Source organism: Aeromicrobium changchenzhani, assembly GCF_057586615.1.
In genome coordinates, this window is record NZ_CM172480.1 from 99,000 (window position 1) to 116,475 (window position 17,476).

Genomic DNA, 17,476 nt, shown 5'->3' on the forward strand with positions numbered 1-17,476 from the left:
ATGATAACCATTCTCGAGTATGGAACTTCGATGTGGGTCGGCGCCGCCCATCGATGGATGGTTTCCGCGCCTTTCCAACCGCGTTGAACGCGTAGAGAAAAGGCACACCCGTCAGCCCGGTCAGATCTCGGTTGCGTGCGGCCCATCAGGTCGGCTAGTGGTTCAAGTCGCCGTAAACTCATCGTCAGGTCTTGGCGGCCCGACCTGCTCGAGGAGTTCGGTGTCGGTGCGATCGTGGCCGCCGCGGTGCTGTGTGCCTGGTCCCATCCCGGCCGGATCCACTCCGAGGCCGCGTTCGCGATGCTCGCTGGCGTCGCGCCGATCCCTGCTAGCAGCGGCCAGGTGACCAACCGCTACCGGCTCAACCGCTACGGCGACCGCCAACTCAACCGAGCCCTGCACATCATCGTCCAATCCCGGATCCGCTACGACGGGCCGGCCCAGGACTACGTGGCCCGCCTCACCACCGAGGGCAAGACCGGCCGCAAGATCAAACGATGCCTCTCGCGCTACATCGCCTGCGACCTCTATCGCCTACTCGAAAACGGTCCGACCAGTGCTTGACGAACCATAGGAGCGTCGCATCGCCTTACGTGCCCCGCACTGTGTCGCTGGTCAGTGGGGCCGGCGGCTGCGGCCTCTTAGCCCTCCCCCGCAATCGACCGGCCAGATTTAGCGCGCGCAGGCCTTGATGGGACGTCAGTCGCCGCGAGTCGCCACGAAGATGTCATGCTCTGCGCACTTCGCTGGCACAGTCACGCCCGCCACCGAGTGCGCCATCGCCGCCGGCCGAACGCTCGCCGACCAGCACGGTCGAGCTGCCGGCCTCGATGGGCTTGCCGCCACACCCCGCAATCGCTCCACCGAGCACAAAAACGGCCATGACCCCGGTGGTGACCCGTCGTAGCTCGTCCGACATGCGCCAGTAGTTCATGAGGCTCCGTTCGGATCTTGTGGCTGATGACGGAGGGCAGTATGAGCCTTCCTGTGGTGACGGCGTCAATCGTGCCCAATCGGTCTTCATGAGTTGCGCCTAATTTCTGTCAATTGCTGATCTGCCGGAGCCGTCGGTTGAACTGTACGATCCAGATCGCCTTGACGACCCAAATCCGGCTCAACAGGCCCGGTCGGTCGTAATACCGATGCAGCTCGCCGCAGGCAACGCTGGCATGAAAGCGATGCGCTGCCTGAAACGACGGATCTCCAATGCCGACCACCGCCCACGCATCGCTGACACGATTGCTCGGCCGCCGGGTCGACAAACTCTGCAGTTTGAGGTGCTTGCGTCATTGTGGGCTACTAGAATGCAGCGCTCGCTAGGCCGACGTCTTGTTTTGGATCCTCTGGGGCAGTCGGGCAAGACAGTCTCGCAACCCTAGTGATGCGAGTCGTCTCATCGCGGCAGTGCTTCTGGCGGGGGCTCGGCAGCACGGATCGATGGCAGCACGTCGGCTTCAAGCTGCCTCGTATCCCATGGGTTACGAGACACCGAGGTTTCGAGACACCGAGGTTTCGTAATTGCCGTTTCATCTGCTCCGCTGGGGGATCGGCGTGCGGGGATCCTCTATCGCACGCGTCGCGGCATGATGGCAGCGCGCCGTGTTTCGTTCTGCTGCTCCGAATGGACGCTCTATAGTGTCTGGCACCTGCTGTACAAATGGTTGCCGCAAGCGCAGAGCGGATCACTATGGAGAGCCCCGCTCCACCGAGGGTCGACTCTCCTGAACGCGGCAGTACTTACGATCGAGGGGTGCAAATTGTGGACGATGATCTCTCAATCAACAGGGCGACCGTAAAGATTGACGACCATCTTCAGCGTCCAGGGTGGAGAGAAATTGCGCCTGTCTGAAACCTACCCATCGCGCGCCACCGCCCGGCAACGTAGTGCCCTCCGATCGAGCAGAACGTTCCTGATTGCAGTTTTGTTGGTCATGTCGACATGCGTAGCGTGCGGTCATCAACTCGACCGAAGCCAGTTCACCCAACGTCAAGACAGGCTCGATGATTTGGTGCAGCGCACGATGTCGTCCATCACGGTTTCCCTCGATGCCGAGGTCCCTGTTGACAATGTGTGGGGCCGGGGGCATACCGGGGTATGCAAATTTGAGTCGGGCAAAGTCGGCTACGTGGTTGACGGCATGGTGAGTTACTACGGGATCGACAATGAGCGCGCGGCGACCTTGATTAAGGCAAGCATGCAGAAGGTCGGAATCACTGTCAGCCGCGACACCGAAGGCGGCGTGATTCGTGGCGAGAAGGACTCATTTGCCATCGATGCGACCCCCACCGGAACCGTCACCGATCCCGCCGGAATGAGTATTTCGTTCTCCACAGATTGTCTCAATGTAGGTCAGAATCTCGCCGGGGAACTGGCCGGAGAATCTCTTCGCGAGGTGCCGGTCGCTCCCTGAGTCCAGGCGTTTTGATATCGGCAACTACGTTTTTCCAACGGCGTCAGAGTGAAGCATTGAAGCGTCCCCGCCGGTCGAAGCCTTGCGTTTGAAGTGAAGTTGTAGTTGTTCGCCAGACCCCAGCGCCTGACTCGCTGCAAATCCTTGCGAACGATGTCGCGGTCCTGTCGCCCCGTGCGACGGCAGTGCTTCACGGTCCGATCGCGCAGAACGACCAACCTCGCGACCCGCGACAGCCTCCAACCGGCAAACTTTCTCCAATCTCTTTGCAAACCTGCGGCGCTCGCTTGTAGTCCAAATGGAAGCTGACTTTGGTGCCATCCTCACGCACCAAAGAGCCCACCAAATGGGTATGGTCACCGCCATGTGGTCACAAATGACCGGATCGTTCAGCGGTCTCGTCCGCCCGTAAGACGAACCACATCCGGCGACAGCGCAGTTGAGGTTATGCGGCGATGATTACGCGTCCCGTTGGATCCGTCCGGAGGGGTATTCCGGGACAGGGGCGTCATACGAAGCCGCTCACTACTGTCCCGTCTCCCTAGGAATGCGAGGCGCCTCATCGTGGCGGTGATTTGTCGGGCGCTCGTTAGAAGAGATCAGACACCGCAAATCGGCTTCAGGCTGCCTTGAAACCTATGGGTTTCGAGACACATAGGTTGCGAGGCAGATCTGCTGGTACCTCCGGACCAAGATGTCGGCGTGACTAAGTGGCGGCAGTATGACTCGGTCCGATCTCGTCTTGATCGTGTGACTCGTAGTCGCCAGTAGGCATCGGCTGCCTTGGCCGCTTGTGGCGTCGCATGCCACGCCTCCCTGTTCTCGGTGGGTGACGTCTTCTGGTTGCTGTATCTCTAAGGGGCACACAGTCATTGACATATTGATATTCGATGCGCAATCATTGTTTATCGATGCGGATGCTTGGTGTTGCCCAGTGAAAAGGATGTTGCCTGATGACTCGAAGGGCCTTTTGGATCGGCGGCTGGGCCGCCCTGATGGCCGGCGCTGTTGCTGCGGCAGCCGTGGCGGTCATCGGGATCCTCGCCTTGTTCGGAAGTGTGACGTACCCCGTAGATATCGCTCTGGGGCCGTTCTCGATGAACAACGTGGTCTCGATGCCGGTGGCACTGGGGGAAGACGTGTGCCAATCGGCCAGCGTTCGTGATCCGGAGGCCTCGGGTGACTGCCTGAGGTTCTTCGTGCACGACTCGAACTGGTCGGGAGGCAAGGGGCCGAGCCGTGTCCAAGACGCAGATGTCCGACCCACATCGGCGGAGTTGACGGGGACGGTTGAGCTCGCCACGACGGGAGGGTGGAGTGGCTTTGTCGCAGCATCGGTAGCCCGCGAAGCCATCGATTTGACGGTGATCAGCGGCGTGCTGCTGTTGATCTCGCGACTGCTCGCTTCCTCAGCGACAGGAGCTGTTTTCAGCGCTCGCTCCGTCAAGCAGGTGCGAGCCATTGGTTGGTTGCTCATTGTCGGCGGTGTGGTCGAGCCACTGCTGGGCGTCTTCACGAGTGCTATTCAGCTCGGGTACTCATTCGAGTCCTTTGGCGGCGGGCCCGACCTCACGCCGATGAGCAACGGTGGCATCGAGTTCGTTTCCGTTGCTTTGGGCGGGTTGATACTTCTGCTCGCCGAAGTGTTCCGCCATGGCGCAGCGGTAGAAGCCGAGCAGGAACTGACAGTCTGATGCCCATCGTGATCAGGCTCGACCGGGAGCTGGTCGAGCGCAAGATGACTCTGACAGAGCTCGCCGAACGCGTCCAAATCACCGTGGCGAACCTCTCCATTCTTAAGACTGGCAAGGCCAAGGCAGTCAGGCTCTCCACTCTTGAATCCATCTGCCGTGAACTCGGCTGTCAGCCTGGCGACATCCTCCAGTACGTCCCGGGATCCGGAGAGGATGTACAGCGCAACTAGGGTCCTCGATCGCGTCTCGACCCGGGCAAGGCGCTGCTTTGGCTGCTGCAGCGCCATGGTCGAATCGGTCGCCTACCGCTACTGGACCGAGATTGAGTGGCGTGATCTCCCACGGTCGGCGGCCCGGGACAAATCATCTGGATTTGACGTGTCGTACTCATGTGCGTGGGAACACCTGCATCGTAGTCTCGTAACCCTAGAGATAGGAGACTGCCTCCGGGATAAACGAGGCTCATCACGCGAACCGCTGGATTGTCAAGGGTCGACGATTCTCATAACTATGTGTCATAACCATGTGGCCGGATCTTGGTACTCACCGTTAGTTACGAGACACCTGAAACATGGTGCGAAGTTGATCGGGTGCACAGGTCTGCCGGCTGTCGGTGATGCGGATGGGGCTGAATTGCGACAGCGCGGACCGGCGGTCCCAACTCGCTGGCGCAGGTGTCCCATTCTGGGCTACTAGACATTTGTTGAAGGATCGGGCATCCGCTAGTCCTGAAGCGACACAGAACTCGTGCCCAATAAACCCGATTAGCAGGGCGGATGCCGTCAATTTCTCCATTCACGTGGACCGACCTGCATGTACCACCAAAGTACGCATACATGCAGCTCAGCGCATTAACAGGCTTAATTTCCACTTGCCCGTTAATTACGGTAACCACCCTCGGAGCCGATGACGGGAATCGAACCCGCATATCTTGCTTGGGAAGCAAGCGCTCTACCACTGAGCTACATCGGCCGGTCTGCTGACCACTGCCACCCTATCGAATGCTGCAGGCGTTAGGCCCGTGGCTAAGCGCTGATCTTGGCGGGCGGCTTCGCCCCGGCTGCATCTTCAACGACGGGCCCGTCGTGCATGGATACTTCCGCCGATTCGACGATGCACAGGATGAATCCGCCCAGACCGCCCGTTGCGCCGACACCGAGACCGATTGTCTGCCAAGGCCTAGCGTCCAGGCTGCCGTAGCGGACCAGCATGAGACAGGTGATTCCGAAGATCACGGCAGATGCCACGATGGCAATGCCGATGGTCCATCTAATAGTTTGGGACATGGGATCCCCTTTCTGCGAAGCGGGTCAAGGCAGGTTTGATCGCATCAAACTATTGGGTGGCTGCACTTCGCGATGGTGCATATATTTCGAGTTTATACCTCCGCTGGAATATATGGTCGGGGAATAATCGCTCCGCCCCTTGCTGAAAGTCGTTGACCGATCAGCTCAACGTCCCGTCGACCATCGTCCGGACCGCATCCATCCGCGGCAAATGGGACTGATCGTGGGTGACGAGGAGCGTCGCGGTTTCCCGTTCGACGGTCAGCTTGAGGATCAGATCGATGATCTCGGCGCCACGTTCCTGATCGAGCGCGCTGGTCGGCTCGTCGACGATCAAAACGCTGGGATCGTTCATGAGCGCCCGAGCAATGTTGACGCGCTGACGTTCACCGCCGGACAACTGGTGCGGCCGTTTGTGCATGTCGTTGCCAAGGCCGACCGAGACCAGTAGCGCCTCGGCACGAACCGTCGTCTCCTGGCGGTCGCCATGGCCCTGCCCAAGTTCCTTCATCACCAGAAGCTGTTCGAGCGAGGTCAGAGATGGCAGCAAGTTCGACTGCTGGAACACGATGCCGATTTTCGTCCGGCGCAGTTCGGCAGTTTCGGTGGGATTCATCGCCGTCACGTCGACGTCGTTGATCCATACTGTGCCGGAGTCGGGCGTGATCAGCGTCGAAGCGACCGCCAGCAGACTAGATTTTCCCGAACCCGACGGTCCGGTGATTGCCGTGACGGTTCCGCCTTCGACGCGCAGCGAGGCGTGGTCAACCGCGGTGATGCGGCGATCGCCGTCAGGGAAGGTGAGGGTGACATCGTGCAGTTCGATCATCGGTTGCTCCCAAGGGCAGCGAGGGGGTCGGCTTTGGTGACAGTTCGCAGGGCGAAGGCGGCGCCAGCCAGGCCGAGCACGATCAGAATCGTGGCGGGTAGCGCCGTGGTGAGCGGACTGAGTACGAATGGCAGCGCTTGCCCGGCGAGGGCCCCGAGCGCGGCGGTCACGGCGAAGCCGATCAGCACCCCGGTGGTCAGAATGAATAGCGCCTGTCCGAGGGCATCTCGGATCAGCATCCGGTTCGAGGCACCGAGTGCTTTGAGTACGGCGATGTCGCCCTTGCGTTGGATCGTCCACACCGTGAAGAAGGCGCCGATCACCAGCGCCGAGATGCCGAACAACATGGCGACCATCGTCAGCAGTGAACCGATCTCGGAACGGAACGCACCGATCGCGGTCAGCGAGCCGAAAACGCTCGAAGAAACGGTGCCGGTGACGTCACCCTGGGGTGAACCCTGGATCAGCAACACGCTCGCGAAGGCATCAGCCTGGCCAGTTGCTGCGGCCTGCGCCTGCCAATCGTTCAGATTCATCCAGACGACCGCAGTGTGGCTGTACCAGTCGTTGCCTTCAACCGCAGAAACTCGGATCGACTTACCGCCGATGGTGATCTGTTGACCAGTTTCGGCCGCGAGCGCTTTGGCTGCCGGTGTCGACAACACCGCGGTGCCTGGTTTGAGATTGAGGTTCCGGTAGTTGGCCTTGGCTCCGAAGAACGCAACGCTTGCGGAGGTCGAACCAGTGGCCTTGCCTTGCGAAATGCCGAGCGGTTGCACGCCCGTTACACCGGTCTGCTTTGACCAAGCGGTGGCATCGGCAGAGGTCACGGCCGAATCGCCATACGATTTCGGAGCTCCGGCGGCAGGCGTGGAGAACACGACCCGGTCGGCGTCAAAGCCGTTGACGGCAGAAATATTCTGTTGCGCGAGGCCGCCGGTCAATCCGCTGAGGAAGCCGACCAAAATGGTGATGAGAGTGACGACTGCTCCGATCAGGAGGAAGCGGCCGCGGGCGAAGCGAATGTCGCGCCAAGCAACAAACATGGGGATCCTTTGGTGGTGGATTTCTTAGATATCCACTGTCGTCGACTTGGGCGTCGAATCCATCGTGCACGAGACCGATCCCCGTAGCGGTCCGATGGATGCCCGGCTCCACCTTTCGATGGATGCTGACGCTCTCGGTAGCGGGCTAGAGTTGCGGGGTGATGCCCGCCTCGCTGCCGTCTGCCACATTCGTGGGATTGCGCACCGGGCTTCATCTGCTGCTGGTCGGATTGACCGCGTTGGCGATCGTTCGGGTCTTCGTCGTGGACGAACCCGATGCGGTTGTCGTTCTCGTCCTCGCGATCATCTTCCTGGCGACATATGCATTGGGCCCCCTGTTGTTGCGGCGCTCATTGGCCGAGGTCTGGCCGCTGCTTCTGACCCTCGAGTGGTTCGGTCTGGTTTGGCTCACCCCCGAGGCTGGCTATCTCGTCTTCCCGCTCTTCTTCCTCTATCTGCACGTATTGCCGCGCCGGATTGGTCCGCTCGCAGTCATCGCCTCGGCAATCCTCGCGGTCGTCGCGATCGGCGCACATGACGGCTTCACCGTCGGCGGGGTTGTCGGACCGATCGTCGCGGCGTTGGTCGCGATCGCCCTTGGGCTCGGCTATCGCGCGCTCTATCTGGAATCCAGTGAACGTCAGCGGCTGATCGACGAGCTCCTCGACGCACAACGCAAACTTGCCAGCAGTGAGCACGACAAAGGGGTGCTCAACGAGCGGACCCGGTTGGCTGGCGAGATCCACGACACCGTTGCACAAGGCCTTTCCAGCATCCAGATGTTGCTGCATGCCGCTGAGCGTGCCAATCCCGACGGTCCGGGCATCGAGCACATACGGCTCGCCCGCGAGACCGCCGCCGACAATCTGGCCGAAGCCCGTCGATTCGTCCGCGAACTCACCCCGCCAACGCTCGCCGATTCAGGCTTGCCCGGTGCGTTGCGCCGATTGGGCAGTACCGGTGTCGTGCGCGCAACCGTCACGATCAATGGACCGGTACGGACATTGCCGATGCCGGTCGAGACTGCGCTGTTACGGATCGCCCAGGGCGCACTCGGCAATGTTGACAAGCATGCCGAGACTGACGCCGCGACGATCACGCTCGAGTTCGTCGGCGCTGGCGCTCGGATGGAGATCGCCGACAAAGGATGTGGCTTTGATCCGACGGCAATCGGCGACCAAGCGGCCGAGGACTCCTTCGGCTTTGCCGTCATGCGCCGACGGATGGGTGATTTGGGTGGTGCTCTGACGGTTGAGTCCGCTGTCGGCAGAGGGACAAGAGTCATTGCAAGGATCGAGGACATTGCATGATTCGGCTGATTCTCTGTGACGATCACCCCGTCGTACGAGCGGGGCTCAAGGCGCTGCTGACCACTGAGCCGGACATCGAAGTAGTCGCCGAGGCCACCTCAGCTGAAGACGCCATCCGAGTTGTCGCGGCAACGCCAGCCGACTTGGTGTTGATGGATCTACAGTTTGGCGGCGCACTCGACGGCGCTGATGCGACCCGCGCGATCCGCACCGCCGCGGACGCACCATATGTCTTGATCCTGACCAATTACGACACCGACGCGGACATCCTCGGCGCGGTCGAGGCCGGTGCCTCCGGCTATCTGCTCAAGGACGCCCCACCCGATGAGTTGCTTGCCGCCGTACGCGCTGCCGCCGCCGGCCAAAGCGCGCTCGCACCAGCAGTCACGTCGCGGCTACTGGAACGCGTACGCAAGCCAGCCACCAGCCTGAGTCCGCGCGAACTCGATGTCCTGAGCTTGGTCGCCGACGGCAAATCCAATGCCGAGGTTGCGGCCGAACTGTTCGTCGGCGAGACCACCGTTAAAACCCATCTGGTCCATATTTTCGAGAAATTGGGCGTTGGTTCGCGCACCGCCGCGGTCAATGCGGCGAGGCAGACCGGGTTGTTGCGCGGCAGCTGACGACGGCCGCTGATCTGGGTCGCTGCTGCGGGATTGAGTTCCGTTACGGTGAGGCATGACCGATGCTGGCTACACCGCGACGTCCTGGACGCTCGAGATCGATAAGAGCGATATCTCGCAGACCTTTCTGGTTGAGGCTCCGCTCGCGGATCTGCAGGCTGGCGAAGCTCGACTGCGGGTCGACCGGATCGGCGTCACCGCCAACAACGTGACGTATGCGGTCCTCGGCGCGGTCGATCCGTTCCGTTACTGGGAGTTCTTTCCGGCCTCATCGGGCCGGGGCATCGTGCCGCTGTGGGGCTTCGCCGATGTTGTCGAGTCGCGTGCCGATGGGGTATCGGTGGGCGATCGGGTCTACGGCTATTTCCCGTCCGCCAGCCATCTGACGGTGCGACCCGATCGGATCGGCGCGCAGGGCTTCCGAGACAGCAGTCCACACCGGTCGACGTTGCCCTCGCCATACAACGCGTATGCGTTGACGACCGGCGATACCGCCTACGAGGCGAAACGTGAAGACCTGTTGGCGCTCTACCGCCCACTTTTTTGGACGTCGTATGTGCTTGCCGATTGGCTCGACGACAACGGCTACTTCGGCGCCGGCACCGCGGTATTTTCCTCCGCATCGAGCAAGACCGCCTACGGCACGGCCTTCGAATTGCAGAGGTTGGGCCGTCCCGTTATCGGCCTGACCTCGGCTCGAAACCTCGAATTCACTCGAAGTCTTGGCTGCTACTCGGCCGTCCTGACCTATGACTCGATCGGCGAGCTTGAACAGTCGCCGACTCTGTACGCCGACTTCTTGGGCAATGCCGAGCTCTCCGCCGCACTGCGTGCCCACCTCAAGGACTCGCTTGCGTATCAGGTGATCATCGGTGTGACCGGCCAGAAGCCGGCTCGAGCCGGTAAGAGCGGGCAGCCGGGTCCGGTGGCCTTTTTCGCCCCCGACCAGATGGTCAAGCGCGTCGCCGACTGGGGCAAGGACGGATTCGAGGCACGGTTGGCCGAGGCGTGGCAGGCGTTCGCCTCAGCGGTCGAGGATTGGGTCGATGTTGTCGTCAGCGATGGACCGGAATCACTTCAGCGCGTGTGGCACGAGGTCCAGTCAGGCACTTCAGATCCGGGCACTGGCAACATCTTGACCCTCTGAGCCAGCCGCCTTGATGGTGGGGAAGCATGGTCTTGCGAGGCAGCGAATTGACGCCTAGCCTCGAACTCAACGCCAGACTCTCAAGCCCATGAGGAGCAGTTCATGCCGCAGATCGTACGAGGCGTCATCGCGCGCGCCAAGGGAGCACCCGTCACCGTCGAGAACATCGTGATTCCCGATCCCGGGCCGGGCGAAGTCGTCGTCGACATCGAGGCCTGCGGCGTCTGCCATACCGACCTGCATTACCGCGAGGGTGGCATCAACGACGAATTCCCATTCCTGCTCGGGCATGAGGCCGCTGGCAAAGTGGAGTCCATTGGCGCCGGCGTCACCGAGGTCGCGGTCGGTGACTTCGTCATCCTCAACTGGCGTGCTGTATGCGGGCAGTGCCGCGCCTGTTTGCGCGGCCGGCCCTGGTATTGCTTCAACACCCACAACGCCACACAGAAGATGACCCTCGAGGATGGCACGGAGCTGTCCCCCGCACTGGGCATCGGCGCATTCTCCGACAAGACCCTCGTGGCAGCGGGACAGTGCACCAAGGTCGACCCAACTGCTTCGGCTGCTGCTGTAGGCCTGCTGGGTTGTGGTGTGATGGCTGGCCTCGGTGCGGCGATCAACACCGGCAATGTGGCCCGCGGCGACAGCGTTGCCGTGATTGGTTGTGGCGGAGTCGGAAGCGCCGCAATCGCGGGTGCGAAGCTCGCGAATGCGGCCAAGATCATCGCGGTCGACCTCGATCCACGCAAACTTGAATGGGCCCGCGGTATGGGTGCCACTGACACGATTGATGCCTCGAGCGGAGACGTTGTCGAGGCAATCAAGGCGCTGACTGGCGGTTTTGGTGCCGATGTTGTGATCGACGCGGTCGGTCGTCCCGAAACGTGGAAACAGGCGTTCTATGCCCGCGACCTAGCTGGCACCGTCGTCCTCGTTGGCGTACCCACTCCGGACATGCAACTCGAGATGCCGTTGCTTGACGTCTTCGGGCACGGTGGTTCGCTCAAGTCCAGTTGGTATGGCGACTGCTTGCCCAGTCGTGACTTCCCGATGCTGGTCGATCTCTATCAGCAGGGCCGGCTGGATCTGGACGCTTTCATCACTGAACGCATCACGATCGACGATGTCGAGGCGGCGTTCGACAAGATGCACAAGGGCGAGGTGCTGCGCTCGGTCGTCGAACTCGGGGCGTCGTCATGACCGCGCGGATCGACAACGTAGTCACGTCAGGGCAGTTCTGCCTCGACGGCGGCTGCTGGGATGTCGACAACAATGTCTGGCTCGTCGGCGATGCGGCCGAGGTGCTCGTGATCGATGCGCCGCATCATGCGGCGCCGATTGTCGAGGCGATTGACGGCCGTACGGTCAAGGCAATCGTGCTGACCCACGGCCACAACGACCACATCAATGCGGCGGTCGAACTCGCCGAGCTGACCGGTGCGCCGCTATGGTTCCCGCCGGCTGATCGGATGCTGTGGGACGAGGTGCACTCCGTCGCGCCGCAGCATGATCTGATCGACGGCACCGAGTTTGAGATTGCCGGCGCGACGCTGCGCGCGATCGCGACGCCGGGCCATTCGCCCGGATCGACCTGCCTGTATGCCGAGAGCCTCGGCACCGTGTTCACCGGTGACACGCTCTTCAACGGGGGACCGGGTGCAACTGGCCGGTCTTACAGCGATTACGACACGATCGTCGACTCGATCCGAACGAAGCTCCTGACCCTGCCGGCCGAGACCGTCGTACGCACTGGCCACGGCGACTCCACCACGATCGGCGCGGAAGCTCCCGGACTGGCCTGAATCCGGGCCGGCGGGGAGGTTCGTGCCACTCGCCGCAAGGGCGGTTGGTCGACGCGGTTGGTCGTTGCGGGGCATGATGGTTCGTATGGACGTTCTTGATCGCTTGCAACTCGATGTACCAATCCTGCAGGCGGGTATGGGTGGTGGCGTTTCCGGTGGTGCCCTCGCGGCCGCAGTTGCTGCCGCCGGTGGACTGGGCACCCTTGGGCTGGCCTCGCCGGCGACACTGATCGACGGTATCGAGATGATCCGCGAGCAGGCACCGAATCGGGCGGTCGCGGTCAACCTGTTGATGCCGTTCGTCCATCGCCGCCACATTGATGCCTGCCTGAAACAGCGGATCGACGTGGCGGTGCTGTTTTATGGCGGTGATGCTGAGCTGGTGAGTGAGTTGCAGGCCGCCGGAGTATTCGTCATGGCCCAGGTCGGCGTTGCGGCCGAAGCATCGGCGGCAATCGGATGGGGCGTCGACGGATTGATTGCCCAAGGCATCGAGGCCGGCGGCCATCTGCTCGGTCGGGAGCAGGCACTCGACTTCCTCGGAACGGCTCGCGACATTGCCGATGATCGACCGGTGTTCGTCGCTGGCGGGATCGCCACCGCCGCGGACACGCATACGGCATTGGCGGCCGGTGCGTCTGGGGTCGTGGCCGGCACGCGCTTCCTGCTCACCCACGAGTCCGGCGCACATCCGCTGTATCAATCACGGGTGCTCGGCGCGGCCGAGACCTTCGAGACGACACTGTTCGGTTTCGGCTGGCCAGCCCGCCACCGCGTGATCGCCAACGCCGCGACCCGTCGCTGGTGTAAATCCGACGGCAGCCTCCGCCGCGCGCCCGAGATCATCAACAATTTGAGTGCCAAGTTAACCCGCATCATCACCGATTCGATGATCGAGATCCTGCCTAAACTGCAACAGTCACGCATCCCGGCACTGTCGCCGACGCCGCCGCTCGCCGGAATGCGCGCGGCAACGGTCGACAACACTCCCCTCTATGCCGGCAACTCGGCATTACGGATCGACTCGATCGTGTCCGCCGCCGAAGCAGTCGCACTACTCGCTGACAACTGATCGATCATCGCCGGACGGCCAAAATGGGGCTACGGTGACAGCATGAGCGTTGAGGTCAAAACCGAACAACTGGGTGAGGCGCTCCAAGGCTATGGCTTCGCCTATCTCATCACGGTGTCTGCTGAAGCAGAGTCTCATGTTGTAGCGGTGACCCCGACGCTTGTTGATGACTCACTCGTACTCACCGATCTGGGTCGTCGTACCCGTTCGAATGCCGCTGCCCATCCCGCCGCGACTCTCGTGTGGCCGCCGAGGCAGACAGATGGCTATTCGTTGATCGTTGACGGCGAAGCCACTCTCAACGATGCGGGCCTGAGCATACGACCGTCACGCGCAGTGTTGCACCGCCCGGCGCCTCGACCCGACGGTGCGGCAGAACCGTCGACCGGCTGCGAATCGGACTGCATCGAACTCTGACTCGGCCCCATTCAGCGGGATTGCCGAGTGGCGAAAGGGGTGGGCGGGTACGTTGGTCAGCTGAGGTCGGTCAGCAGATTCCCGCGTTCGGCCCGACGACGGCGCTGCTCGGCCGGATCGGGGACGGGCACGGCGGCGATCAGCTTGCGGGTGTAGTCGTCATGCGGATTGCCGAGCACCTGTTCACGGCCACCGATCTCGACGAGCTTGCCGTTCTGCATGACCGCGACCCGGTTGGCCAGTGAGTCGACGACGGCCAGATCGTGGCTGATGAACAAGCACGCAAACTGCAGACGTTGCTGCAATTCCTTGAACAGTTCCAAGACCCGGGCCTGAACCGACACATCGAGTGCCGACGTCGGCTCATCGGCGATCAACAGATCCGGATCGAGCGCCAACGCACGGGCCAAGCTGACCCGCTGCCGCTGGCCGCCGGACAACTCGTGGGCAAACCGTTCGGCATACGCGCCGGGAAGTTCGACGCTCTCGAGCAGTGCGCGAACTTTGGCATCAAGCTCCTTGCCGCGCAGTTCACTCTGTACGCGTAGCGGTTCGCCGACGCTCTGGCCGATCGACATCCGCGGATTGAGCGATGACGCTGGGTCCTGGAACACGAAGCCAAACCGAGCACGCAGTGGCCGAAGTTGGCGATCGCTGAGTCCGGAGATTTCCTTGCCACCGACGCGGATCAGGCCACTCGTGGGTTGTTGCAGGCCGACCGTGGTGCGGCCGATCGTCGACTTACCGGAGCCGGATTCGCCGACAAGACCGAGTACTTCTCCGCGCCGTACCTCGAATGACACATGGTCGACGGCGCGGAACGCTGGCTGCCCGAACTTACCGGCAAATTCCACGACGAGGTCGTCGACGGCCAGAACCACCTCGTTGTCGTTGACCTGACCGGGGCCATCTTCCTGGCCGAGGTGTGGCACGGCATCGAGCAACAACCGCGTGTAAGGATGCTCCGGCGCGGTGAAGATCGCATCGACCGAAGCCTGTTCGACAACCTTGCCGCGATACATGACCACGACCCGGTCGGCAATGTCTGCGACGACGCCCATGTTGTGGGTAATCAGCACGATCGCGGTACCCAACCGGTCACGCAAAGACAGCAGGAGTTCAAGGATCGCGGCCTGGACCGTGACGTCGAGTGCCGTCGTCGGCTCATCGGCGATGATGACGTCGGGATCGCAACAGATCGCCATCGCAATCACGACGCGCTGCTTCTGCCCACCGGAGAGTTGGTGCGGGTAATAATCCACTCGCTTGGTCGGATCGGGCAATCCCACCAGGTCGAGCAGTTCAATCGCGCGGGCACGAGCGGCTTTCTTGCTCATCTTGTCGTTGTGCGCCTGGAGACTCTCGATGATCTGCCAGCCGACTGAGTAAACCGGGTTGAGTGCGGTCGACGGCTCCTGGAAGATCATCGACACCTTGTCGCCACGAATTGGGCGCAACTGCCGATTGGATAGGCCGAGGAGTTCACGGCCCTCGAGTTTGGCCGAACCCGTGACATGAGCGGTGGGCGGTAGGAGGCCGAGTACGGCCCGGGAACTGACTGACTTACCGGAGCCGGACTCGCCGACGACCGCGACGACCTCGCCGGGCGCTACCTCGAAGCTGACGCCGTTGACGGCGTGCACGGAGCCGGAGTCGGTCTGGAATGTCACCGATAGGTCGGACAGCGAGAGGACAGCAACGCGTTTTTCACCCGACGCGGATCTCGATACGGACGCTGAGTGCCCTACTCGATCGTCGGTGGCAGCGGTGACGGGGATTGACGGCCCTTCGGCAGCGACAATCGCGTCGAACTCATCGGCGATCTCCTGCTCATCAGCCGATGTTGTCTCCGCGCCACGCGTACGTAGCAAGGGGTTGACGATATCGTTGAGACTTTCACCGACAAGCGTCGCGCCGAGCACGATCAGGACGATCGCGAGGCCTGGGTAGACGCCGGTCCACCAAATCCCCGAAGACGCATCGGGCATCGCCTTGTTGAGGTCATAGCCCCATTCGGCGGCCGCGGACGGTTCGATGCCGAAGCCGAGGAAGCCCAAGCCCGCGAGCGTCAGGATCGCCTCGGATGCATTGAGCGTCCCGATGATCGGCAACGTCTGGGAGACATTAGAGAAAATGTGCTTGAAGAGGATGCGCGGCGTACGGACGCCGACGACGCGGGCCGAATCGACGTAGGGCTCGACCTTGACCGCGACTGTGGCGTTGCGGATGACGCGGTAATACTGCGGGATAAACACCACCGTGATTGAGATGGCCGCCGCAAGGATTCCGGCGAGCGCACCGCTGCTGCCACCGGACAACACGATCGACACGACGATCGCGAGGAGCAGCGACGGGAACGCATACAGCGCATCCATGATCAGCAAGAGCACTCGGTCGAGCCAGCCGCCGAGGAAGCCGGAGATCAGGCCAAGCGGTACGCCGACGACCCCAGACAACACGACCGCAAGGACAATGACTTCGACCGCGGTACGGCTGCCGTAGATGACTCTGGACAACACATCGGTGCCGCCGACGGTCGTTCCGAACCAGTGTGCCGCCGATGGCGCCTGCTGGGTTCCGAAGATGACGCCATTGGCGCGGTCGGCGTTGAACGGATAGGGGGCAAGCCACGGCGCGAAGATCGCGATGAGGACAAACAGCGCCATGAGAACGAAGCCGAACAGCAACATGAAGCGCTGCAGTCCGTGGCTCGAGCGAATGAGCGAAAACATGTCAGAACCTCACTCGTGGGTCGACGAACGCGACAATCACGTCGATCAAGAAGCTCGTGATCGACACGATGACCGCGATGACGGTCACGATGCCTTGGACCGCTAGGAAGTCGCTCGCGATCATGTATTGGGACAGCTCGTAGCCCAGGCCCTTCCACTCGAATGTCGTCTCGGTCAGGATCGCCCCGCCAAGCAGTAGTGCGATCTGCATGCCCATCACGGTGACGACGGGGACGAGCGCATTGCGGAAGGAGTGTTTGTTGAGCACCCGTCGCTCAGAGATGCCGCGGGCCCGCGCCGCAGTGACATAATCCATCCGCGAGGTCTGCAGCAGATTGATCCGAATCAGCCGGATGAACACCCCAGCAGTTAGCAGACCCAGCGCAACTGCAGGTAGCACGGCATGTTGGAGCACATCGAGGATGTAGTCCGGATTGCCCGAGATGAGTGCGTCGACAATCATGATGTGGGTTCGCGGATGAACGTCTTGGAGTGCGAGCTCGGTGAAGGTGGAGGCTCGCCCCGAGGACGGCCAGCCGAATGGTGTGAAGGCTAATTTGAGCAGCAGGCCGACGAAGAACACCGGTGCCGCATACACGAGAATCGAGAACAGCCGAATCGCAACATCGGGGAGCCGGTCACGATAACGGGCCGCGAGCCGGCCGAGCGGGATGCCGATGATGAAAGCGAGCAGCAGCGACCAGATTGCGAGCTCCAGGGTGGCCGCGCCGTTCTGCTTCAGAATCGTTGACACGGCGCGATTGTCGGTGAGCGTGTGACCGAAATCGCCGTGCAGAATGTTGGTGATGTAGTCCCAATACTGGGTAAGAATCGGTCGATCAAAGCCGGCCGCATGTTTGCGCTCGGCGATCTGCTGAGGGTTCAGCCGCCCGCCAAGTGCGGCGGTGATCGGATCACCAACGACGCGCATCAGGACAAACACGAGCGTCACCAAGATCCAGATCATCGGGGCGATCAGGGCCAGCCGCACCAGCAGATAACGGGTGAGTGGGCTCAGCCGTCCCCGCTTGGGTGAACTACTGGCGGGAGGCCCGGTGGGGGTGAGTATTTCAGCAGTTGCCATGACGCAAAAACCTTGTCAGATGC

The 17,476-nt window shown here is 61.9% G+C and carries 18 protein-coding genes and 1 tRNA gene; 11 read left to right on the forward strand and 8 right to left on the reverse strand.

Translation table 11 applies throughout. The features are described 5' to 3' along the window. Positions 1-135: 135 nt before the first annotated feature. Positions 136-564: a transposase gene (locus AC2YB9_RS00555; protein WP_487266817.1), complete on the forward strand. Its 429-nt coding sequence runs from the start codon at positions 136-138 to the stop codon at positions 562-564. A 163-nt stretch (positions 565-727) separates the two neighbouring features. On the opposite strand, the gene AC2YB9_RS00560 is transcribed toward AC2YB9_RS00555, so the two are convergent. Both AC2YB9_RS00560 and AC2YB9_RS00565 read right to left on the reverse strand, forming a co-directional pair. Beyond that, positions 728-934, reverse strand: coding sequence for a hypothetical protein (locus AC2YB9_RS00560; RefSeq protein ID WP_487266818.1), 207 nt, complete (start codon positions 932-934; stop codon positions 728-730). A 109-nt stretch (positions 935-1,043) separates the two neighbouring features. Continuing rightward, positions 1,044-1,262, reverse strand: a complete 219-nt coding sequence (locus AC2YB9_RS00565) for a hypothetical protein (RefSeq protein ID WP_487266819.1) — start codon at positions 1,260-1,262, stop codon at positions 1,044-1,046. A 759-nt stretch (positions 1,263-2,021) separates the two neighbouring features. Between AC2YB9_RS00565 and AC2YB9_RS00570 the strand changes: the two genes are divergently transcribed. The 3 genes from AC2YB9_RS00570 to AC2YB9_RS00580 all read left to right on the forward strand — a co-directional run bounded on the left by AC2YB9_RS00570 (position 2,022) and on the right by AC2YB9_RS00580 (position 4,335). After that, on the forward strand, positions 2,022-2,411 hold the full coding sequence (locus tag AC2YB9_RS00570; RefSeq protein ID WP_487266820.1) for a hypothetical protein: 390 nt from the start codon (positions 2,022-2,024) through the stop codon (positions 2,409-2,411). 953 nt (positions 2,412-3,364) lie between these two features. Then, on the forward strand, positions 3,365-4,105 hold the full coding sequence (locus tag AC2YB9_RS00575) for a DUF2975 domain-containing protein (protein WP_487266821.1): 741 nt from the start codon (positions 3,365-3,367) through the stop codon (positions 4,103-4,105). Next, positions 4,105-4,335 (forward strand): helix-turn-helix domain-containing protein, encoded by a 231-nt coding sequence (locus AC2YB9_RS00580; protein ID WP_487266822.1) that lies wholly within the window; start codon positions 4,105-4,107, stop codon positions 4,333-4,335. Before AC2YB9_RS00575 ends, AC2YB9_RS00580 begins: the two co-directional genes overlap by 1 nt. A 671-nt stretch (positions 4,336-5,006) precedes the next feature. Here the strand turns inward: AC2YB9_RS00580 and AC2YB9_RS00585 are convergent. From AC2YB9_RS00585 to AC2YB9_RS00600, 4 genes are all read right to left on the reverse strand, one after another. After that, positions 5,007-5,077: transfer RNA gene (locus AC2YB9_RS00585), tRNA-Gly, on the reverse strand. Positions 5,078-5,130: 53 nt separating this feature from the next. Beyond that, a complete protein-coding gene (locus AC2YB9_RS00590) occupies positions 5,131-5,391 on the reverse strand; it encodes a hypothetical protein (protein ID WP_487266823.1) in 261 nt (86 codons plus the stop codon). Positions 5,392-5,551: 160 nt separating this feature from the next. Further along, positions 5,552-6,220: an ABC transporter ATP-binding protein gene (locus AC2YB9_RS00595; protein ID WP_487266824.1), complete on the reverse strand. Its 669-nt coding sequence runs from the start codon at positions 6,218-6,220 to the stop codon at positions 5,552-5,554. Then, positions 6,217-7,266, reverse strand: coding sequence for an ABC transporter permease (locus AC2YB9_RS00600; RefSeq protein ID WP_487266825.1), 1,050 nt, complete (start codon positions 7,264-7,266; stop codon positions 6,217-6,219). The genes AC2YB9_RS00595 and AC2YB9_RS00600 overlap by 4 nt, the downstream gene beginning before the upstream one ends. 161 nt (positions 7,267-7,427) lie before the next feature. On the opposite strand from AC2YB9_RS00600, the gene AC2YB9_RS00605 reads away from it, so the two are divergent. The 7 genes from AC2YB9_RS00605 (at position 7,428) to AC2YB9_RS00635 (ending at position 13,637) form a co-directional block, all read left to right on the forward strand. Continuing rightward, positions 7,428-8,576, forward strand: coding sequence for a sensor histidine kinase (locus tag AC2YB9_RS00605; protein ID WP_487268654.1), 1,149 nt, complete (start codon positions 7,428-7,430; stop codon positions 8,574-8,576). Further along, positions 8,573-9,199 carry a response regulator gene (locus AC2YB9_RS00610; protein WP_487266826.1) on the forward strand — a complete coding sequence of 209 codons (627 nt, stop codon included), beginning with the start codon at positions 8,573-8,575 and terminating at the stop codon, positions 9,197-9,199. Before AC2YB9_RS00605 ends, AC2YB9_RS00610 begins: the two co-directional genes overlap by 4 nt. Positions 9,200-9,254: 55 nt before the next feature. After that, complete coding sequence (locus tag AC2YB9_RS00615; protein ID WP_487266827.1) at positions 9,255-10,346, forward strand: DUF2855 family protein; 1,092 nt, start codon at positions 9,255-9,257, stop codon at positions 10,344-10,346. Positions 10,347-10,448: 102 nt separating this feature from the next. Beyond that, the gene (locus tag AC2YB9_RS00620) at positions 10,449-11,546 is read left to right on the forward strand and encodes an S-(hydroxymethyl)mycothiol dehydrogenase (RefSeq protein ID WP_487266828.1); all 1,098 of its coding nucleotides are present in this window, start codon (positions 10,449-10,451) and stop codon (positions 11,544-11,546) included. Then, positions 11,543-12,148, forward strand: a complete 606-nt coding sequence (locus AC2YB9_RS00625) for an MBL fold metallo-hydrolase (RefSeq protein WP_487266829.1) — start codon at positions 11,543-11,545, stop codon at positions 12,146-12,148. Before AC2YB9_RS00620 ends, AC2YB9_RS00625 begins: the two co-directional genes overlap by 4 nt. 85 nt (positions 12,149-12,233) lie before the next feature. Then, positions 12,234-13,220 (forward strand): NAD(P)H-dependent flavin oxidoreductase, encoded by a 987-nt coding sequence (locus AC2YB9_RS00630; protein WP_487266830.1) that lies wholly within the window; start codon positions 12,234-12,236, stop codon positions 13,218-13,220. A gap of 42 nt (positions 13,221-13,262) precedes the next feature. Next, a complete protein-coding gene (locus AC2YB9_RS00635) occupies positions 13,263-13,637 on the forward strand; it encodes a hypothetical protein (protein WP_487266831.1) in 375 nt (124 codons plus the stop codon). Between the two features lie 56 nt (positions 13,638-13,693). Here the strand turns inward: AC2YB9_RS00635 and AC2YB9_RS00640 are convergent, their stop codons facing one another. After that, positions 13,694-16,369, reverse strand: coding sequence for a dipeptide ABC transporter ATP-binding protein (locus tag AC2YB9_RS00640; protein WP_487266832.1), 2,676 nt, complete (start codon positions 16,367-16,369; stop codon positions 13,694-13,696). Position 16,370: 1 nt separating this feature from the next. Further along, positions 16,371-17,453: an ABC transporter permease gene (locus AC2YB9_RS00645; RefSeq protein WP_487266833.1), complete on the reverse strand. Its 1,083-nt coding sequence runs from the start codon at positions 17,451-17,453 to the stop codon at positions 16,371-16,373. Between the last annotated feature and the right edge of the window lie 23 nt (positions 17,454-17,476).